Below are 18,946 nucleotides of genomic sequence, written 5' to 3'. Positions count from 1 at the left end.
AAGCATTTGTACTATTTCAGATTTTTGTATTACAGACGTTTTTGTATTTCCTCGTGTTCTTTTTCGAATCCCGGTTTATTCAACAGGGCGAACATATTTTTCTTGTAAGCCTCAACACCAGGCTGATCGAAAGGATTAACTCCTAAAATATAGCCACTAATACCACAAGCCTTTTCAAAGAAATATATTAACTGACCAATATAATTTTCGCTCAATTGAGGAATTTCAATTTTAATGTTAGGTACACCACCATCAACGTGAGCCAATTGCGTACCAAGCTCTGCCATTTTATTTACGAAATCTACACGCTTTCCTTTCAGGAAGTTCAAGCCATCAAGATCTTCTTCATCCATAGGCACATTTACTGCATGATTTGGGTTTGCTACCGAAAGAACCGTTTCGAAAATAGTACGTTCTCCTTCCTGAATCCATTGTCCCATAGAATGCAAATCGGTTGTAAAATCTACCGAAGCATTAAATATCCCTTTATTTTCTTTTCCTTCGCTCTCGCCATAAAGTTGTTTCCACCATTCGGCAAAGAAGTGTAATTTTGGATTATAATTAGCTAGTATTTCTATTTTCTTTCCACTTTTATACAACTCGTTACGAGTTACAGCATATTGTTCTGCTATATTTTTTTCGAAAGCAACTTCAGGCGCTGTTTCTTTTTCCATAAAAGTAGCTCCTGCTACAATTTCACGGATATTTAATCCGGCAACTGCTATTGGTAGCAATCCAACAGGTGTAAGAACAGAAAAACGTCCTCCAACGTTGTCAGGAATTACATACATTTTGTATCCTTCTTTTTTCGCTAATGTATGCAATGCACCACGAGCTGCATCGGTAATAGCAACAATAAGATTTTTCGCCTCACCCTTACCTACAGCTGCTTCTAGTTGTTGTTTCAACAAACGGAAAGCTAAAGCCGGTTCGGTTGTTGTTCCCGATTTCGAAATATTTATAATACCGAACGATTTACCCTTAAGGAATGTCATCAGTTCGTGAATGTAATCCTCGCCTATATTTTGTCCGGCATACACAATAACCGGAACTTTACGATCGCGTTGAAGCCAGTCGAAAGAATTTGAAAGAGATTCGATAACGGCTCTTGCTCCTAAATAACTTCCACCTATACCAACAACAACAACAACTTCACATTTTTCACGCAAAAGAGCGGCTGTTTTTTCAATATCAGCCAAAAAGTCTTCGCTTATCGAAGATGGTAAATTTAACCAACCTAAAAAATCGTTCCCTTTACCTGTTCCCTTGTGCAAAGTTTCGTTACATTGTTTTGCTAATGCAGCATTGGCATCAATTTTTTCTTTCGAAACAAACGACAAAACTTTGTCTACATTCAAACTAATTACCTTATTCATAAAAGTGATTGTGATTTATTATATTATTTAAGAATATTCTCTCTTAAAACTTTAACCTCCGATCTGGCTGGTATTCTATCGTAAAGAATATGGTACACAGTTTCCACAATTGGAATCTCAATTCCTACTGTTTCATTCATCTCCATAATACATTTTGTACCATAATAGCCTTCTGCAATCATTTCCATTTCCATTTGCGCAGCCTTTACCGAATACCCTTTTCCTATCATTGACCCAAAAGTACGGTTGCGGCTGAACGTTGAATATGCCGTTACCAATAAATCGCCCAAATAGGCCGAATCGTATATGTTACGCTCGATAGGAGAAACCGCCGCTACAAACCGTTCCATTTCTTTTATGGCATTCGATATAAGTACCGCCTGAAAATTATCTCCATACTTCAAACCGTGACAAACCCCCGAGCAAATAGCATATACATTTTTCAAAACCGCCGCAATCTCAATACCCGTAACATCTGAAGAAACGGTTGGACGAACAAAACGATTGGAAAAAACATTAGCCAACGCCGAAGCTTTTTCTAAATCAGCACAAGCTATAGTTGGATATGTAAGGCGTTCCATTGCAATTTCTTCAGCATGGCATGGACCACCAATAATAGCTATATTATCTGGTTTTACACCATAAAATTTAGCTAGATAATCTGTTACAATCAGATTTTCGGGAGGTACAATTCCTTTTATTGCCGAAACTATAAATTTACCTTCGAGCGCTTTTTCTGCTTTATCGAGTTTTTCTAAGTGTCCTTTCAGAAAGGGCGAAGGAACCGCCAACACAAGGGTGTCTGATTCTTCGACAACCTTGTTTATATCATCATAAAACGTAATCCTGTCAAGATTAAATTCTATATTTGATAAATAAGACGGGTTATGCCCTATTTTTTTAAAATCTTCAATTTGTTCGGGGCGGCGCATATACCAGTTAATATGCTTCTCGTGAGCCAACATTATTTTAGCTAAAGCTGTAGCCCAAGTTCCACCACCTAATATGGCTATTTTTCCGGGAAAAATCATAATTATATACTTTGGTTAAACAAAGCCCAATGGTATTTACCGGGCACCTTCAATCCAACGGGCTATATCCTCATCGGAAGGATTAGTCAACCCCAAATCATGCTTTTTATTTAACCCGCATAATTCCTGACGGAATTTATTCGGATTCACATCCTGTAATTCTTCAACAGTCAGATATCCCGATTTATGAATAACTGCAACCCACTCTTCAGGAATACCTATAGCCGTATATTTAGTTACTGCATCTTTTTTTGTTACCTTTTCGGGACGCATTTGAGGAAACAACAATACTTCTTGTATCGATACCTGTCCGGTCATAAACATAACAAGCCTATCCATGCCTATACCTATACCACTTGTTGGAGGCATACCATATTCAAGTGCACGAAGAAAGTCCTGATCGATAAACATAGCTTCATCGTCTCCTTTTTCTGACAATTTCAACTGATCTTCGAAACGTGCACGCTGATCGATAGGATCATTTAATTCAGAATAGGCGTTTGCCAATTCTTTACCGTTCACCATTAACTCGAACCGTTCTGTTAATTCGGGATTATTACGATGTTTTTTTGTAAGAGGAGACATTTCAACAGGATAGTCAATAATGAATGTAGGTTGAATATAGTTGCCTTCACATTTTTCACCAAAAATAGCATCTATCAACTTGCCTTTACCCATCGTTTCATCCTGATCAATGCCTAATTGCTTGCAAACATCTCTTAATTGGGCTTCATCCATACCACCTATATCAAATCCGGTAAAATGCTTGATTGAATCAATCATCGTCACACGCGGATAAGGTGCTTTATAGTCAATTTCATTGTCTCCCATTTTAACTTTGGTTGTTCCATGAACATCCATACAGATTTTCTCGAGCATACGCTCTGTGAAATCCATCATCCAGTTATAGTCTTTATAAGCTGCATAGAACTCCATAACTGTAAATTCCGGATTATGTGTGCGATCCATCCCTTCGTTACGGAAGTTGCGCGAAAACTCATAAACACCATCAAATCCGCCAACAATCAAACGTTTCAGATAAAGTTCGTTTGCAATACGCAGATATAACGGAATATCCAATGCATTGTGATGTGTTATAAACGGACGAGCACTTGCTCCTCCCGGAATACTTTGCAGAACAGGTGTATCAACTTCAATATATCCGTGACCATTCAGAAATTCACGCATCGAGTTAAATACCTGTGTCCTTTTCAGAAAAACATCCTTTACGTTTTCGTTAACAATAAGGTCAACATATCGTTGACGATAACGCATTTCTGGATCAGTAAATCCATCATATGTAACTCCATCCTTAACTTTAACAACAGGTAGTGGACGTAACGATTTCGCCAAAACTGTTAAACTTTGGGCATGAATTGATATTTCGCCCATTTGGGTACGAAAAACAAATCCCTTAATACCCACAAAATCACCTATATCAAGTAGTTTCTTGAAAACAGTATTGTACAATTCCTTATCCTCTCCCGGGCAAATATCGTCACGTGTTATATAAACCTGTATACGTCCTTCGCCATCTTGAAGTTCTATAAATGAAGCTTTCCCCATTATACGACGACTCATTATCCGACCGGCAATAGAAACCTGACGAGGATCTGAGTCTTCATTGAACTCCTTCTTTATATCTGTTGAATAAGCATTGGTTTCGTACAATGCTGCGGGATAGGGTTCAATACCTAACGCACGCAACTCTTCTAAACTTTTTCTGCGAAAAATCTCTTGTTCGCTTAATTCCAATATACTACTCATTACTTTTTGATTATATCTTTTCTTTAATTTATCCAAATTCCTTTGTTTACAAAACTAGTAGGAATTACTATCGCTATTGTTGCTATTTCTCCTGCCTTCTGTCGTAATTTTTTTATCAAGTATCTTAGCTTTATCAACAGCTGTTTGATCTTTTGGATCTGCAACTCCATATTTATCTAGAGCAGGAATAGTTAGCTCCATATTTATAAGCAAATTATCTATATTAGGTATCTTATCTTTATTCTCTTGATATATATATACCCAATATATGTAATTTCCATATTGCTTAGAAGCTATACTTCGCAACGAATTTCCGGCCTGAACCTTCACAGTTTTAGGAAATTCTGAATTTTTAACTATAATATTCTTCTCTACAACATTTTTTACATTCGCACTACCATTATTATTAACGCCCCCCAATCCGGCATCAACTACCTCGGCTTCCAACTCTTCTTCGCTCAGTAAAATACTATCTTCCAATAATTGGGGATTATTTAATAAAGCTTCAGCTTTACGAACAACCCTTATCTTTAGTATATCAGATATTTCTGCTATATTAGGACTTCTCTCCGATGAATAAGTCTTAGCTAAACCTTCAATTCGTTTTTTTACCGAATCAACCGATTCCGGAGTCACATTTATATCTTTAATTCTATTCAACGAATCTTTATCAAGCAAAACAATTGGAGGTATATCTTCGCTATGCAAAGTTGTTACATCACTATCTTTACTTGCCACACCAGGTAGTGTTCCTGACGAAGTAAATGTTTTTTTATCTGGCACAAATACTTTTGGAGTATTCTCAAATAAATTAAAAAATAAGTATGCACCAAATGCAATTGTAGCCAATAAAAACAATATAATAGGCATTCTTCGACGAATACGAGTCCATGCCGATTCTTTATAATAATCGTAATAACCCTCATCAACAATATCTGCCTGATCTTCAATATCCGAAGGGTAACTTGCTGTTACTTCTATATCTTCGCCAGCCTTATCAAGAGGTTCTAGCTTTTCGAGCAAATCAGAATCTTCTAACGAATGCTCGGAAACAACTGCTGTTTCTTCAATTGGAGGTTCAATTATTTCTTCGGTAGCATTATAGTCTTCATCAACTATAGGTTCTTTCTGTTCTGTTTGTTCAACTAAACCTTCGTCTTCTGCTCCTTGTGTCTCTTTTTGAGTTTCTAACTCTTTCTGAATCTTTGCCTGATTCAATTTTTCAATAGCAAGTTGAAGTTCTTGTATTTTCTCTTGTATTTTCTCGGCATCAATAGAATTGGAGTCATCTAATTTTTTAATATCTGCCAATATATCCTCTGCAGCTTCGATAGGCTCGGTAACATCAAACACAACAACCTCTTTATCAGACCTATCTGACTGCGATTTATCCTCTTCATTTAGAGGTTTAGCATTATCTAAAACTGACACCTCAATTTTCTCCGATTCGGGTTCGCTAACAACACCCGACACATCTTGAGTAGCAATCTCTTCTTCAATATTATTTGTATCATCAGCACTTTTTACGGTTTCGATATCGGATTCATTAGCCGACGAAACAATCATTGTTATGCTGTCCTCTTCGTTTGGTGTTTCTGTTGTAGCATATGTATATACTACTGGATACGAATAAATTCCATCCGAAACATAAGGAGTTTCTATTTTCTGATTTTTCTGCTCGCCCGAATTATTCGTTTTCGCATCAGATTTAGCTTGAATATTCAGTGCTTCCTGCGCCTTTTCATTAACAACAGAACTTATTACATCAATATCGTCTGTTGCTGTATCTTCCTCTTCGAGTAATTCAACAGATTCTTCCGACTCTTCTATAACACCAAAAGAAACGCCTTCTTCTACCAATGTGGTTTCAAATCCCTCAAATGGTTTATTAACTAAACTTTTGAGTATTTTATCGGGCAAAAAACTTAGTTTATAATGAGTTGGAATTTCAATTTTTTCTCCAGTGTTTACATTTACGCTTTCTCTGCTACTTACTTTAGTCAGTTTAAACGTACCAAAGTCTTTGATTTTAACAGGTTCTCCGCCAAAAACATCATCTATTATGGCATTAAAAAACTCCCTAAAGAAAGCATCTGCTTCTTTTTTTGTCAAACTGGTTTGTTTAGCCAGTAGATCAACGAGGTCTTGAAGTGTGAGTTTTTCCTTCATGTCAATTACAGATTTTTAAGTTTGTCTTTAACCGTTTGTCCCGGACGAAAAGCCGGAGTTATCTTAGGCGGAACCAAAAATCGTTGTTTAGAAACCGGATTAACCGAAACACGTTCTTGTCTAAGTCTTGCTTCAAACACACCAAAGCCTTGTATGTTTATAGAATTTGAATTCGCTAAATTTTCACCAATGATAGACACTGCCGATTCTAATACTAAAGATGTTCGGGCTTGAGTCCATCCTAATCGTTTTGCTAGTTCTGCTGTAAGTTCTTTATGTGTCATAGTAGTATATAAATGGTCATACAACCTCTGCATATAAGTCAAAGACATCAGCATCGGTTATCTGAACCTGATAAAATTCACCTAATTCTATTTGTTTACTCTTTGTTATCAAAACCTCAGGATCTACTTCTGGCGAATCATATTCGGTACGCCCGACATAATAATCCTCCTCTTCCCTATCAATAATAACATCAAGCACTTGTCCTATTTTTGACGAACCTATTTCGTTCGATATGCGCTCTTGAACAGCCATCAACAAATCCATGCGATCCTGCTTCACTTGCTCCGGAACATTGTCTTTGTAATGATTATAAGCATAAGTCCCATCTTCGTGCGAATAAGGAAATGCACCCATTCTTTCGAAACGAATTTCTTTCACAAAATCGACAAGTTCATTAAAATCCTCTTCTGTTTCGTCCGGATGCCCAACCATTAGCGTTGTTCGTAAATAAATGCCCGGAACTTCTTTTCTTATCCTGTCAATTAATTCGTAAGTTTCCTTTTTAGAGATACCTCGTTTCATTTTTTTCAGTATATTATCACTTATGTGTTGCAGCGCAATATCAAGATACTTACATACATTTTTATTTTCACGCATAACGCGTAACAAATCATCCGGAAACTTCGTCGGATACGCATAATGCAATCTTACCCAACGAACCCCATCTATTTTAGCTATCCGTTCAATTAATTCGGGCAGTTTTGCTTCTTTGTATCTATCAATTCCATAATACGATAAATCCTGAGCAATAACCTGAAATTCCTTCACTCCCGAACCAACCAAGTATCTCACTTCCGCCTCAATCTCTTCTATTGGGCGCGATTTATACTTACCTGTCATTATTGGGATTGAACAATATGAACATGCCCGATTGCATCCTTCCGATATTTTCAGATATGCATAATGCGCCGGAGTTGTAATAACTCTCTCGAAACCCATATCATCTCGATACGACTTGCCAAGATCTCCAACTAAGGCATTCCAATCAAACTTTCCGTAATATCTATCAACTTCAGGGATCTCCAATTCTAACTCTGACATATACCTTTCAGACAAGCACCCCATTACGAAAAGTTTATTAATTTCCCTCTTCCGTTTTGCCTCTGCAAACTCAAGAATCATATTAATAGACTCCTCTTTGGCATCCCCAATAAACCCACAAGTATTAATTACAACAATCTCGCCTTCCGGTTTTTCAGGATCATGTTTCACCGTATAACCGTTCGCCAGAAGTTGCTTCATCAACATTTCCGAATCTACAAGATTCTTAGAACACCCCAAAGTTATGACGTCTATTCTATTCTTTTTCATCAGCAATCGAAAATTACCCTTTTCATCGGGTTTTAGCAGACTCTTTCGTCTACTATATCACCAACAAAAATAATATTTTTTTACCCACCAAACAACGAATCAACAAACTCTTTTCGTCTGAACACTTGTAAATCATCAATACCTTCTCCTAAACCTATATATTTTACAGGGATTTTAAACTGATCCGAGATACCTATAACAACTCCACCTTTGGCCGTTCCATCCAACTTAGTTATCGCCAAAGCCGACACATCCGTAGCCGCAGTAAATTGTTTCGCTTGCTCAAAAGCATTCTGCCCTGTCGATCCATCAAGAACAAGCAATACCTCATGCGGAGCTCCAGGCACAACCTTATTCATTACATTTTTTATTTTGGTTAGTTCATTCATCAACCCAACCTTATTATGTAACCTGCCCGCCGTATCTACAATCACAACATCAGCTCCATTTGCTTTCGCCGAACTTATAGTATCAAAAGCAACAGAGGCAGGATCGGCCCCCATCGACTGCCTAACCACAGGCACACCAACCCTATCGCCCCAAACAACCAGCTGTTCCACAGCTGCAGCTCGAAACGTATCGGCAGCACCTAAATAAACCGAAAGACCATTCTTTTTAAACTGATTTGCAAGCTTTCCTATAGTTGTTGTTTTCCCTACGCCATTTACCCCCACAACCATAATCACATATGGTTTTTCTTCTTCAGATATAGAAAAATCTTCGTTATCAACAGTATTATTCTCCATCAAAAGAGCAGCAATCTCTTCTCGCAAAATAGAGTTTAACTCATCTGTATTAATATATTTATCACGAGCTGCACGTTTCTCTATTCGGTCTATAATTTTAAGAGTTGTATCAACACCCACATCCGATGTTATCAACACTTCTTCTAAATCATCCAAAACATCGTCATCTACCCTAGATTTCCCCGATACAATTCTAGACAACTTTGAGAACATACTATCTTTAGTTTTCTCCAACCCTTTATCAAGGTTCTCTTTCTTCTGTTTCGAAAAAAAGCTAAACAAGCCCATATTTCCTTTATTATATTATTAATATTCTAAAACAACCCACAACAATCTAACCCTGTGCCTATTACAAAGTTATTAAATCTAAAAATAAAAAACCTCCCAACCAATTATAGGATAGGAGGCTTTTATATATTTTTAACGAGATTATTTTGCGAAATAATCCTTAACAGCTTCATTTGGAACCATTTCTTCTTTAAATGTATAAGCCCCTGTTTTTGGAGACTTTACCATCTTGATTACTTTTGTATGACTACGTCCGTCTTTTGACGATTGGTCACGGTAACCTGCGACTGTCTTCTTTGCCATTTCTTATATCTTTTTACTTGATTTCTTTATGAACAGTTACTCTGCGAAGAATAGGATTGTATTTCTTCAACTCAATTCTTTCGGTTGTATTTTTTCTGTTTTTGGTAGTAATATACCTCGATGTTCCCGGCATACCGCTTTCTTTATGCTCGGTACACTCCAATATCACTTGAATTCTATTTCCTTTTGCTTTTTTTGCCATTTTCTTAGTCCTCCTCTTAATTTAAGCGTTACAGTAAAACTATGCGGTCGCAAAAACCTGCTGCCATAGCCCTTCTAAGAGCGGCATCCAAGCCTATTTTATTAATTGTACGAAGACCAGCAGCCGATACACTCAAGCTTACCCAGCAATCTTCTTCTACCCAGTAGAATTTTTTAGAAAACAGGTTGACGTTAAATTTTCTTTTCGTCTTTTTATTCGAGTGCGAAACATTGTTTCCCACCATAGCTTTCTTCCCTGTTATTTGACAAATCTTGGACATTGCTATTATTATTTGTTATTTTTATAATCTTAATTAACTGATAATTACTTTGTATGGAATTTGTAATGGTTAATTGAGGCTGCAAAATTAATCTTTTTTTTTTATCAAACAAATATTATTTCAATTTTTAAAACAAACTTTTTCACATAAAACATTTTTTTTTGCTGAAAACAAAAAGTCAAACCGTTTAATGAATTTATTTCCTATTTTTGCAAAACAACGAACAAAATTATAAAATAAAAGAGTATGACATATTTAATCACAGGAGGAGCCGGCTTTATTGGCTCAAATTTTGTCAAGCACATGCTTACAGCGCATCCTGATGGTCAATTTATAATATTAGACGCCCTGACTTATGCTGGAAACTTAGGAACTTTGAGCAAAGAACTCAAAGATTCTCGAATAACATTCGTAAAAGGAGACATTTGCGACAGGCAAATCTGCGAAAAAATATTTACTGAGCACAACATAAACTATGTTGTGAACTTTGCCGCAGAAAGTCATGTTGATCGGAGCATTGAGAATCCCCAATTATTTCTGCAAACAAATATATTGGGAACACAGAATCTGCTGGATACCGCAAAAAAGCACTGGACAACAGGCAAAGATGAAAATAATTACCCTATATGGAAAAGCGGAGTGAAATTTTTACATGTCTCGACCGACGAAGTATATGGCTCACTAGGAGATGAAGGTTATTTTACAGAAACAACCCCACTCGACCCCCGTTCACCATACAGCGCATCAAAAGCAGGGAGCGACATGATTGTAAAAGCATACGGCGAGACTTTTAAAATGCCAATAAACATCACTCGCTGCTCAAACAACTATGGTCCATACCATTTCCCCGAAAAGTTAATACCCCTCATCATTAGGAATATACTAGAAGGCAAACAGCTACCTGTATATGGCGATGGCAGCAATGTTAGAGATTGGCTATATGTTGAAGACCATTGCAGGGCAATAGATGTGGTTCTTCATAAAGGACGCCCTGACGAGATATACAATGTTGGAGGACATAATGAAAAGAAGAATATAGACATCGTAAAACTCGTAATATACACCATACACAGTATTATGGAAAAAGAGCCTGAATACCGTTGCGCGTTAAAGAAAAAGGAGATTTTACAAGATGGAAGTATTGACATATCATGGATTAATAACAATCTTATATCATTCGTTAAAGACCGACAAGGTCACGATCATCGCTATGCGATAGACCCAACGAAAATATCAAATGAATTAGGATGGCTGCCACAAACTTATTTTGACGAAGGTATTGTGAAAACAATATATTGGTATCTCGACAACCAACAATGGGTTGACGAAGTTACATCTGGCGATTACATGAAGTATTATCAACAGATGTACGAAAACAGGTAAACATAACGGATTTTAAGGCAATAATGTATAAACAAAACGTACAATTAAAAGAATACAACTCGTTTCGGACCGAAGCCTACGCCAAGCTATTCTGTGAACCGGAAAACATTGCAGAGCTTAAGCAATGCATAGCAGACTACCCCACAGAAAAGAAGCTTATTATAGGCGGAGGGTGTAACTTATTCTTCACACACGATTTTGACGGGCTAATTATAAAGCCAAAACTTACAGGCATAACTGAAGTTTCGGACGAAGAGAATGAGGATGAGGACATCTTCATCGAAGTCATGGCATCTGAGGATTGGGACAATTTCGTAAACTACTGTGTTGAAAAAGGTTTTTCGGGATTGGAAAATCTTTCTCTCATCCCCGGCACCGTCGGAGCTTCTCCGGTTCAAAACATTGGAGCATATGGCGCAGAAGTCAAAGATTGCATCAAGGAAGTTATAGCTTTAGATATAAATACACACGAAGTATTATCTTTTTCGAATAGCGAATGTGAATTTGCTTACAGAGATAGTATCTTCAAACGTACTAATAAATACATTATAATCTCTGTTGTATTCCAACTAAAACGAACATACTCATACAAACCCAAATACTTTGACTTGAATAAAGAGTTAGAGAATATTGCTTTTCCAACGATAAAAGATGTTAGAGAGGCGGTTATCCGCATACGTGAACGTAAGCTTCCCGATCATAAAAAGCTGCCTAATTGCGGAAGTTTTTTCAAAAACCCATACATTTCAAAAGAAAAGTCGGAAGAGCTTATTAAAATCCACTTCGACCTCCCTGTTTACCCTCAACACGATGGAAAAATAAAAACATCAGCTGCATTCCTTATAGATAAAGCCGGATTTAAAGGCAAACAAATAGGAAACATTGGAACCTACAAAAACCAAGCGCTTATAATCGTAAATTATGGAGCAAGTGATGGTCGCGAAATTGTAAAATTCGCGCAAACTATACAAGACACAGTAAAAGACAAATTCGGGATAGAACTTGAACCCGAAGTCAGAATATTTTAATAAATAACACCACGCATTAAAACAACATTATAAATCAGATCATGGCATCATTTATTATAGAAGGAGGCTGCCACCTTAATGGCGAGATAACACCGCAAGGAGCAAAAAACGAAGCTCTGCAAATTATTTGTGCAACCCTACTCACCCCCGAGGAAGTTATCATCGAAAACATCCCCGATATTCTAGATATAAACAACCTCATAGCCTTATTATCGGATATGGGAGTTAAAACAAAAAGAGTGAGCGAAAACACTTGGTCGTTTAAAGCCGATGAAGTAAATCTCGATTATCTTCAGACCCCTGAGTTTTTCAAAAAAAGCTCGTCATTACGAGGATCTGTTATGATCATCGGACCTTTGGTTGCCCGTTTCGGTCAGGCCATACTCCCCAAACCGGGAGGAGACAAAATTGGTCGCAGACGTTTAGATACACATTTTTTAGGAATACAAAAGCTAGGAGCCGATTTCAAATACGATAGCGTTCAACAACTATACTCCATCACTGCTAAAAAACTAAAAGGCACATACATGCTTCTGGATGAAGCTTCGGTTACAGGTACCGCAAATATAATAATGGCAGCTGTATTAGCCGAAGGCGAAACAACCATATACAATGCGGCATGCGAGCCTTATTTACAACAGCTTTGCAAGATGCTGGTACAGATGGGAGCAAATATATCGGGAATAGCATCTAATCTAATACGCATAGAAGGCGTAAAAGAGCTTGGAGGAACCACTCACCGTATTTTACCCGACATGATAGAAATTGGCAGTTTTATTGGAATGGCAGCAATGACATCCTCGGAACTGACTATCAAAGACGTGTCGTACGACAATCTTGGAATTATCCCCGAAACATTCCGTCGCCTAGGAATCAAAGTAGAAAGAAAAGGAGACGATATATATATACCCAAGCAAAAAGATTATACTATCGACACATTCATCGATGGCTCTATCCTTACTATAGCCGACGCTCCGTGGCCAGGCCTCACCCCCGACCTTATTAGCGTTTTGCTGGTTGTAGCTACACAGGCTAGAGGTAGTGTACTTATACATCAAAAAATGTTTGAAAGCCGTTTGTTTTTTGTAGACAAACTTATAGATATGGGTGCACAAATCATTCTTTGCGATCCGCACCGTGCCACAGTTATAGGAACGGGGAAACGCCCTATGCGCGCTACAACTATGACGTCGCCCGATATACGGGCAGGGATAGCTTTACTTATAGCAGCAATGTGCGCCGACGGAAAAAGTGTCATACACAATATTGATCAAATAGACCGTGGTTATCAAAACATAGACGTACGTCTTAACCAATTAGGTGCAAATATTATGAGAATGGATCAATAAAAACAACACAATATTATAAACAAAAAAGCCGAAAGTTATTATTAACTTTTCGGCTTTTTCTTTTTTCGAGCATAAGAACATGATATGTGAACTGAAAAATATTATCTTTGCACTCGGAAATAATCTTTACATATTTTATGATTAATCGCGTTCTTATCCGTATTAGGGTTATTCAGGTTTTATATTCTTATTATCAGAACCAAGATGGAAACCTAAAAAAAAGTGAAGCTGAACTAAATCTCAGCTTTCAGAAATCTTACGATTTATATTTTTACCTCTTAGGACTACTTATTGCTATTACCGACGCTTACGCAAAAAGAGTTGAAGCAAATAAATCGAAACTCCTTCCCTCCTACGAAGACATGAACCCAAATGTTCGCCTTCTTGATAATAAGTTTATTGGTCAGCTCCGAAAAAACACCGAACTTTCGGAATACTTGAATAAAAGGCCATTCGACTGGAACGAACAAGAGTCATTCATAAAAACTATACTAAACCGCATACTTGTTTCTGAAATATACAAAGACTATATAGCTTTGGAAAATCCAAGCTACGAAGACGACCGTGATTTTTGGCGTAAAATATTCAAAAAATTCATTTATGCGAATGAAGACCTTGATGATTTACTCGAAGACGAAAGTATATTCTGGAACGATGACATAGAAATTATCGAATCGTTTGTACTGAAAACAATCAAAAAACTTGAAGAAGACGACACTAACCAACAAGTTCTTCTTCCTATGTTCAGAGATGAGGAAGACAGTGAATTTGCAGTTAAGCTATTACGGGAATCATTGTTTAACATGAAAGAATACAGAGAAATGATAACCCACCATGCCCAAAACTGGGAATCGGAGCGTATTGCATTTATGGATCTCGTTATAATGCAAGCAGCACTTACCGAGATTATCAACTTCCCCAGCATTCCGGTTAATGTTACTCTCAACGAATACATTGATGTAGCAAAAGTGTATAGCACCGAAAAAAGTGCATCTTTTATAAACGGAATACTCGATTCGATTGTTAATGAACTTAGGGCATCTAAAAAACTGTTTAAATAATAAAGCCCAACAGTACTTTTAATATTAAACTTTTATTGTTTACAAATAATACTGTATCTTTGGATACATTAAAATCAAAAAGAATATTATGAATTTATTAACTGTATTTTTAGACGGAGCAACAGGAGGTGAAGGTGGCGGAATGCAAATGATTATAATGATGGTAGCAATAATTGCTATCTTCTACTTCTTTATGATCAGGCCACAACAGAAAAAACAAAAAGCAATACAACAAGCCCGCGAAGCAATGAAGGTAGGCGATAAAGTTGTAACAGCCGGAGGTATTCATGGACGCATAAAAGAAGTTGGCGAAACTTTCTTTATTGTTGAAATAGCCGATTCGGTTAAAATTAAAGTAGAAAAAGCATCAGTATACGCTGCAGGCGAGGATGTTTCGAAAAACTAAAAAGCCGAATATGAGGTCATATTATGGATAATAATATATATCATAATATATCAGAAAAAGTCAGGAAAATTCTGGTGAATACACCATGGAGAAAGGTTCTGACTTTTTCTTTTTTTGTCCTTTTATCCTCAATCCTTTGGTTTTTTCAGATATACAGGCAAAATTTCACAGCAAGCTACGACCTTCCAATAAGGTACATATCGATACCCGACAGCGTTATCTTTAACACACCATTGCCTGAAAGTATAAATATAACAATAAAAGATAATGGGTATGGATTATTTAATTCGTACTTTACAAAGCGGAAAGATTCTCTAACAATAGATATTTCAGAAGTCTTTGCCACAACATCTAACAAAGTACTATCTTCAACCTCTTTGCAACAGGCCGTAAAAAACAAATTACAAAACACAGCAACTCTTGTTAATTACGATCCTTCGTTTATAACATTTCAGTACACTGCTCTGAAACAGAAAAAATTACCTGTAATTTTTAACGGGCAGGTGTTTATCTCGTCGGGCTATTTACTTGATGGCGATATAAGCATTTTACCCGACACGGTGTTGGCTTACGGACCCGAAACTATTCTAAACGGAATGAATTATGTGTATACCGTAAATGATACAATACACGAGTATAATTCAGAGAGCCCACTAAAATATGCCATAAAAAATATTGAGAACGTAAAATTTATTCCCGATGTGGTAGATGTTTATGTTCCTATAGATAAATATACTCAAAAGAATTTGCAAATAGAAATTGTTTGCATAAACCTGCCGGAAAAATTGGAGGTGAAATTCTTTCCATCTTCAGTAAAAGTTTCATTTCTGGTAGGTCTTTCTCAGTATCAACAAATAACAGAAAAAGATTTCGTTATACAACTTGATTATAACGATCTAAAAAACACCCGTGAATCACATGTACCTTTGCGAATAATATCAATGCCCGATCATATACAAAGCGTTTCGATGTCGCCCGCAGATGTAGAATTTATTTTTGAACAAAACAATTATGATTAAATTAGGAATAACAGGAGGAATCGGTAGCGGAAAATCTACGGTATCGAAAATATTAACTTTAATGGGCATCCCCGTTTACATGGCCGACACCGAAAGTAAAAAACTTACGGCTACTTCGCCCATTATTAAAGACGAATTGATAAAGGAATTTGGCGAAGAGATATATGAAGGGAATAAATTAGATAAATCGTTATTAGCCTCATATATATTTACCAGCGAAGAAAAACGTCAGCGAGTAAATGAAATAATACATCCAGAAGTGGCTAAAGACTTTGCTCTGTGGATGGAAAAAAGAGAAAACTGCTCTGTTATAGGCAATGAAGCTGCTATATTATTCGAATCGGGATTCAATAAATTTGTTGATAAAACAATCATGGTTTATTGTCCTCTCGAAACAAGGATTTCACGAGCTATGCAGCGAGACAGAACAAGCAGAGGCAAAGTAATGGATCGGATAGATAGCCAAATGCCTGATGAAGAAAAGATGAAGCTTGCCGATTTTGTCATCTATAATGATGGCACAGAATCAGTAATTGCACAAACCCTGCAAATTCTGAATCAGTTGGGATACAAAAATTAATTCTAAAAATCGCTCTATGCCCGACAGCTATTACAAAAATATATTTGAAGCAAATAAGCGTTGGATTGAAAAAATGAAATCGGAAAACGCTAATTTCTTTGAACATTTAGCTCAGCAACAAACACCCGAATATCTATATATCGGTTGTTCGGACAGTCGTGTGCATGCAAACGAGATTATGGGATTACGCCCCGGCGATGTATTTGTACATCGCAACATTGCGAACATGGTGGTAAATGCCGATCTAAATTGCCTATCGGTAATAAATTATGCGGTAGAGCATTTAAAAGTTAAACATATTATTGTTTGTGGACATTACGATTGTGGTGGTATAAAAGCAGCTATGCAACCTCGCAATTTAGGAATATTAAATCCGTGGTTACGTAATATAAGGGATGTATACCGTTTGCACGAAAAAGAATTAGATGCAATAGAAAACCTAGAAGATAGACATAACAGACTGGTTGAATTAAATGTATACGAACAATGTTTAAACGTTATAAAAACAGCCGAAGTACAAAAATCTTATCTCGAAAATGGGTTTCCCCGTGTTGCTGGATGGATATTCGATTTACACAAAGGAGTACTGATAGATTTAGATATTGATTTCAAAAAAGAGTTGGATAAAATCAGAAAAATTTACGACCTCACTATAGAAGGGAAATGAAAAAAACTAGTATTCATATATTTATTGTGCTTTTTATTAGTGCAACAATATTAGGATCATGTCGGGAAAAAGACAGACCAGAAAATAACTTGACTGTATCGATCGACCCACAGAAATACTTTCTTGAATGTATAGTAAAAGACAAATTTACTGTATCCAGCATTATTCCACCCGGTTCAAATCCCGAAAGTTTTGATCCGACACCTTCACAAATGGTTTCATTGGGGAAAAGCAAATTATATTTTAAGGTTGGATATTTTAACTTCGAAAACGTATGGATTAAAAACATACAAGATAACAACCCTCGAATGAGTATAATTGATTGCTCGACAGGCATAACATCTCTTGATGAAGAACATAGTCACGATTGTACCCACCATAATCATGGCGGACATTCGGGCGCCGATCCTCACATCTGGAGTTCACCCGCTACAGCTCGTATAATGGCGCAAAACATGTATAACGCTATTATTAAAGTCGATCCCGACAATAAAGAATTTTATAAAGAAAATCTCGATAATTTATTTACCGAGTTCAATAAAACAGATAGCATAATAAAATCGCACTTAGACAGGGCTAAAGGTAAGTCTTTCATTATTTATCATCCGGCCCTTAGTTATTATGCCAACGAATACGGATTGGAACAATACCCTATCGAGTTTGAAGGGAAAAGCCCGTCTCCGGTACAACTAAAAGAATTGGTAGATCTATCTAAAGCAAAAGACATCAAAATAGTATTTGTTCAGCAGGAGTTTGACGTAAATAACGCACAAACAATAGCAAAGGAGATAAATGCAAAAATAGTGACGCTGAATCTTCTCTCTTATAACTGGAACGAAGAAATGATAAAAATAGCTGAAGCCCTAGCCTCGGAATGAATAAAATACTTCAAATATCCGACCTCAAGGTATGTTATGACAATAACCCTCCTGTACTCGAAAATGTGAACTTAACCGTATTCGAAAACGATTTTCTTGGTATAATTGGACCAAACGGAGGAGGAAAAACATCGTTATTGAAAGCCATACTAAAACTGGTAAAGCCCAATGACGGATCTATTGATTTTTTTGTAAACGGAACTCAAACAGATAAAATAAACATTGGTTATTTACCACAAATAACCCAAATTGATAAAAAGTTTCCTATATCTGTATTTGAAGTTATACTTTCGGGTTTAGCCGGAAAAAGAAGATTTTTATCTGGTTTTTCTAAAGACCAAAAAGAAAAAGCCTTACATACAGCTTCGGATATGGGATTGGAAAATCTGCTAAACCGTCCTATTGGACAATTATCAGGAGGACAATTGCAACGTGTACTATTGGGACGTGCTATAGTTGACAATCCCGATCTTTTAATTTTAGATGAGCCCAGCTCTTATGTTGACAAGCGGTTCGAAACAGATTTTTATAAAATACTGGATAAAATTAATCGAAATACAGCCATAATAATGGTATCTCATGACGTTGGCACAGTTATATCACTCACTAAAAATATAGCCTGTGTAAATGGAGGGCTACACTATCATTCGGGCAATAATATTACAGCTAAGTGGCTCGAAGAGCATTATACATCGTGCCCAATAGAAATTGTGGGACATGGCGATTTTCCCCATCGTGTGTTGGAAAAACACAACAAATGCAATTGTTGCAATAATACAAGTGAAACAGATTAATATTTTTATCTTTAGAAAATTAC

General features: G+C 36.7%; 20 protein-coding genes. 10 read left to right on the top strand and 10 right to left on the bottom strand.

Annotation, left to right across the window (positions count from 1 at the left end):
- Positions 1-29 precede the first annotated feature (29 nt).
- The 10 genes from D0T53_RS08300 to rpmB all read right to left on the bottom strand — a co-directional run bounded on the left by D0T53_RS08300 (position 30) and on the right by rpmB (position 9,758).
- A complete protein-coding gene (locus D0T53_RS08300; protein ID WP_163266757.1) occupies positions 30-1,376 on the bottom strand; it encodes a glucose-6-phosphate isomerase in 1,347 nt (448 codons plus the stop codon).
- Between the two features lie 23 nt (positions 1,377-1,399).
- Positions 1,400-2,407: an NAD(P)H-dependent glycerol-3-phosphate dehydrogenase gene (locus D0T53_RS08295; RefSeq protein WP_163266755.1), complete on the bottom strand. Its 1,008-nt coding sequence runs from the start codon at positions 2,405-2,407 to the stop codon at positions 1,400-1,402.
- Between the two features lie 36 nt (positions 2,408-2,443).
- Positions 2,444-4,174 (bottom strand): lysine--tRNA ligase, encoded by a 1,731-nt coding sequence (gene lysS / locus D0T53_RS08290; RefSeq protein WP_163266753.1) that lies wholly within the window; start codon positions 4,172-4,174, stop codon positions 2,444-2,446.
- Positions 4,175-4,228: 54 nt separating this feature from the next.
- Complete coding sequence (locus D0T53_RS08285; protein WP_163266751.1) at positions 4,229-6,343, bottom strand: HU family DNA-binding protein; 2,115 nt, start codon at positions 6,341-6,343, stop codon at positions 4,229-4,231.
- A 5-nt stretch (positions 6,344-6,348) separates the two neighbouring features.
- Positions 6,349-6,627 carry an HU family DNA-binding protein gene (locus D0T53_RS08280; protein ID WP_163266749.1) on the bottom strand — a complete coding sequence of 93 codons (279 nt, stop codon included), beginning with the start codon at positions 6,625-6,627 and terminating at the stop codon, positions 6,349-6,351.
- Positions 6,628-6,643: 16 nt separating this feature from the next.
- Positions 6,644-7,939 carry a 30S ribosomal protein S12 methylthiotransferase RimO gene (gene rimO, locus D0T53_RS08275; RefSeq protein WP_163266747.1) on the bottom strand — a complete coding sequence of 432 codons (1,296 nt, stop codon included), beginning with the start codon at positions 7,937-7,939 and terminating at the stop codon, positions 6,644-6,646.
- Between the two features lie 80 nt (positions 7,940-8,019).
- A complete protein-coding gene (ftsY, locus tag D0T53_RS08270) occupies positions 8,020-8,973 on the bottom strand; it encodes a signal recognition particle-docking protein FtsY (RefSeq protein ID WP_163266745.1) in 954 nt (317 codons plus the stop codon).
- A gap of 141 nt (positions 8,974-9,114) precedes the next feature.
- Positions 9,115-9,276 (bottom strand): DUF4295 domain-containing protein, encoded by a 162-nt coding sequence (locus tag D0T53_RS08265; RefSeq protein WP_163266743.1) that lies wholly within the window; start codon positions 9,274-9,276, stop codon positions 9,115-9,117.
- A 13-nt stretch (positions 9,277-9,289) separates the two neighbouring features.
- On the bottom strand, positions 9,290-9,478 hold the full coding sequence (rpmG, locus tag D0T53_RS08260; RefSeq protein ID WP_163266741.1) for a 50S ribosomal protein L33: 189 nt from the start codon (positions 9,476-9,478) through the stop codon (positions 9,290-9,292).
- A gap of 28 nt (positions 9,479-9,506) precedes the next feature.
- Complete coding sequence (gene rpmB, locus D0T53_RS08255; RefSeq protein ID WP_163266739.1) at positions 9,507-9,758, bottom strand: 50S ribosomal protein L28; 252 nt, start codon at positions 9,756-9,758, stop codon at positions 9,507-9,509.
- A 246-nt stretch (positions 9,759-10,004) separates the two neighbouring features.
- On the opposite strand from rpmB, the gene rfbB reads away from it, so the two are divergent.
- The 10 genes from rfbB (at position 10,005) to D0T53_RS08205 (ending at position 18,923) form a co-directional block, all read left to right on the top strand.
- Positions 10,005-11,141 (top strand): dTDP-glucose 4,6-dehydratase, encoded by a 1,137-nt coding sequence (rfbB, locus tag D0T53_RS08250; RefSeq protein WP_163266737.1) that lies wholly within the window; start codon positions 10,005-10,007, stop codon positions 11,139-11,141.
- Between the two features lie 23 nt (positions 11,142-11,164).
- Complete coding sequence (murB, locus tag D0T53_RS08245; protein ID WP_163266735.1) at positions 11,165-12,169, top strand: UDP-N-acetylmuramate dehydrogenase; 1,005 nt, start codon at positions 11,165-11,167, stop codon at positions 12,167-12,169.
- A 41-nt stretch (positions 12,170-12,210) separates the two neighbouring features.
- Entirely contained in the window at positions 12,211-13,518 is a 1,308-nt protein-coding gene (gene murA / locus D0T53_RS08240; protein WP_163266733.1) for a UDP-N-acetylglucosamine 1-carboxyvinyltransferase, read from the top strand.
- Positions 13,519-13,655: 137 nt separating this feature from the next.
- Entirely contained in the window at positions 13,656-14,579 is a 924-nt protein-coding gene (gene nusB / locus D0T53_RS08235; RefSeq protein ID WP_163266731.1) for a transcription antitermination factor NusB, read from the top strand.
- An 88-nt stretch (positions 14,580-14,667) separates the two neighbouring features.
- Positions 14,668-14,985: a preprotein translocase subunit YajC gene (gene yajC / locus D0T53_RS08230; protein WP_163266729.1), complete on the top strand. Its 318-nt coding sequence runs from the start codon at positions 14,668-14,670 to the stop codon at positions 14,983-14,985.
- 23 nt (positions 14,986-15,008) lie between these two features.
- Complete coding sequence (locus D0T53_RS08225; RefSeq protein ID WP_163266727.1) at positions 15,009-16,004, top strand: YbbR-like domain-containing protein; 996 nt, start codon at positions 15,009-15,011, stop codon at positions 16,002-16,004.
- Complete coding sequence (gene coaE / locus D0T53_RS08220; RefSeq protein WP_163266725.1) at positions 15,997-16,584, top strand: dephospho-CoA kinase; 588 nt, start codon at positions 15,997-15,999, stop codon at positions 16,582-16,584. The genes D0T53_RS08225 and coaE overlap by 8 nt, the downstream gene beginning before the upstream one ends.
- Positions 16,585-16,600: 16 nt before the next feature.
- Positions 16,601-17,251 (top strand): carbonic anhydrase, encoded by a 651-nt coding sequence (locus D0T53_RS08215; protein WP_163266723.1) that lies wholly within the window; start codon positions 16,601-16,603, stop codon positions 17,249-17,251.
- On the top strand, positions 17,248-18,129 hold the full coding sequence (locus tag D0T53_RS08210; RefSeq protein WP_163266721.1) for a metal ABC transporter solute-binding protein, Zn/Mn family: 882 nt from the start codon (positions 17,248-17,250) through the stop codon (positions 18,127-18,129). Before D0T53_RS08215 ends, D0T53_RS08210 begins: the two co-directional genes overlap by 4 nt.
- Complete coding sequence (locus tag D0T53_RS08205) at positions 18,126-18,923, top strand: metal ABC transporter ATP-binding protein (protein WP_163266719.1); 798 nt, start codon at positions 18,126-18,128, stop codon at positions 18,921-18,923. The genes D0T53_RS08210 and D0T53_RS08205 overlap by 4 nt, the downstream gene beginning before the upstream one ends.
- The last annotated feature ends 23 nt before the right edge of the window (positions 18,924-18,946 follow it).

The sequence above is a fragment of the Dysgonomonas sp. 216 genome (genome assembly GCF_010501065.1).
GTDB lineage: Bacteria > Bacteroidota > Bacteroidia > Bacteroidales > Dysgonomonadaceae > QVMM01.
This window is presented reverse-complemented; position numbering and strand designations above follow the sequence as displayed.

Coding starts and splice junctions, on each gene's coding strand:
- lysS (WP_163266753.1), bottom strand. CDS start 4,174: ATGAGTAGTATATTGGAATTAAGCGAACAAGAGATTTTTCGCAGAAAA.
- D0T53_RS08225 (WP_163266727.1), top strand. CDS start 15,009: ATGGATAATAATATATATCATAATATATCAGAAAAAGTCAGGAAAATT.
- D0T53_RS08210 (WP_163266721.1), top strand. CDS start 17,248: ATGAAAAAAACTAGTATTCATATATTTATTGTGCTTTTTATTAGTGCA.
- coaE (WP_163266725.1), top strand. CDS start 15,997: ATGATTAAATTAGGAATAACAGGAGGAATCGGTAGCGGAAAATCTACG.
- murA (WP_163266733.1), top strand. CDS start 12,211: ATGGCATCATTTATTATAGAAGGAGGCTGCCACCTTAATGGCGAGATA.
- D0T53_RS08285 (WP_163266751.1), bottom strand. CDS start 6,343: ATGAAGGAAAAACTCACACTTCAAGACCTCGTTGATCTACTGGCTAAA.
- rfbB (WP_163266737.1), top strand. CDS start 10,005: ATGACATATTTAATCACAGGAGGAGCCGGCTTTATTGGCTCAAATTTT.
- yajC (WP_163266729.1), top strand. CDS start 14,668: ATGAATTTATTAACTGTATTTTTAGACGGAGCAACAGGAGGTGAAGGT.
- D0T53_RS08295 (WP_163266755.1), bottom strand. CDS start 2,407: ATGATTTTTCCCGGAAAAATAGCCATATTAGGTGGTGGAACTTGGGCT.
- D0T53_RS08280 (WP_163266749.1), bottom strand. CDS start 6,627: ATGACACATAAAGAACTTACAGCAGAACTAGCAAAACGATTAGGATGG.
- D0T53_RS08205 (WP_163266719.1), top strand. CDS start 18,126: ATGAATAAAATACTTCAAATATCCGACCTCAAGGTATGTTATGACAAT.
- rpmB (WP_163266739.1), bottom strand. CDS start 9,758: ATGTCCAAGATTTGTCAAATAACAGGGAAGAAAGCTATGGTGGGAAAC.
- rpmG (WP_163266741.1), bottom strand. CDS start 9,478: ATGGCAAAAAAAGCAAAAGGAAATAGAATTCAAGTGATATTGGAGTGT.
- rimO (WP_163266747.1), bottom strand. CDS start 7,939: ATGAAAAAGAATAGAATAGACGTCATAACTTTGGGGTGTTCTAAGAAT.
- murB (WP_163266735.1), top strand. CDS start 11,165: ATGTATAAACAAAACGTACAATTAAAAGAATACAACTCGTTTCGGACC.
- nusB (WP_163266731.1), top strand. CDS start 13,656: ATGATTAATCGCGTTCTTATCCGTATTAGGGTTATTCAGGTTTTATAT.
- ftsY (WP_163266745.1), bottom strand. CDS start 8,973: ATGGGCTTGTTTAGCTTTTTTTCGAAACAGAAGAAAGAGAACCTTGAT.
- D0T53_RS08265 (WP_163266743.1), bottom strand. CDS start 9,276: ATGGCAAAGAAGACAGTCGCAGGTTACCGTGACCAATCGTCAAAAGAC.
- D0T53_RS08215 (WP_163266723.1), top strand. CDS start 16,601: ATGCCCGACAGCTATTACAAAAATATATTTGAAGCAAATAAGCGTTGG.
- D0T53_RS08300 (WP_163266757.1), bottom strand. CDS start 1,376: ATGAATAAGGTAATTAGTTTGAATGTAGACAAAGTTTTGTCGTTTGTT.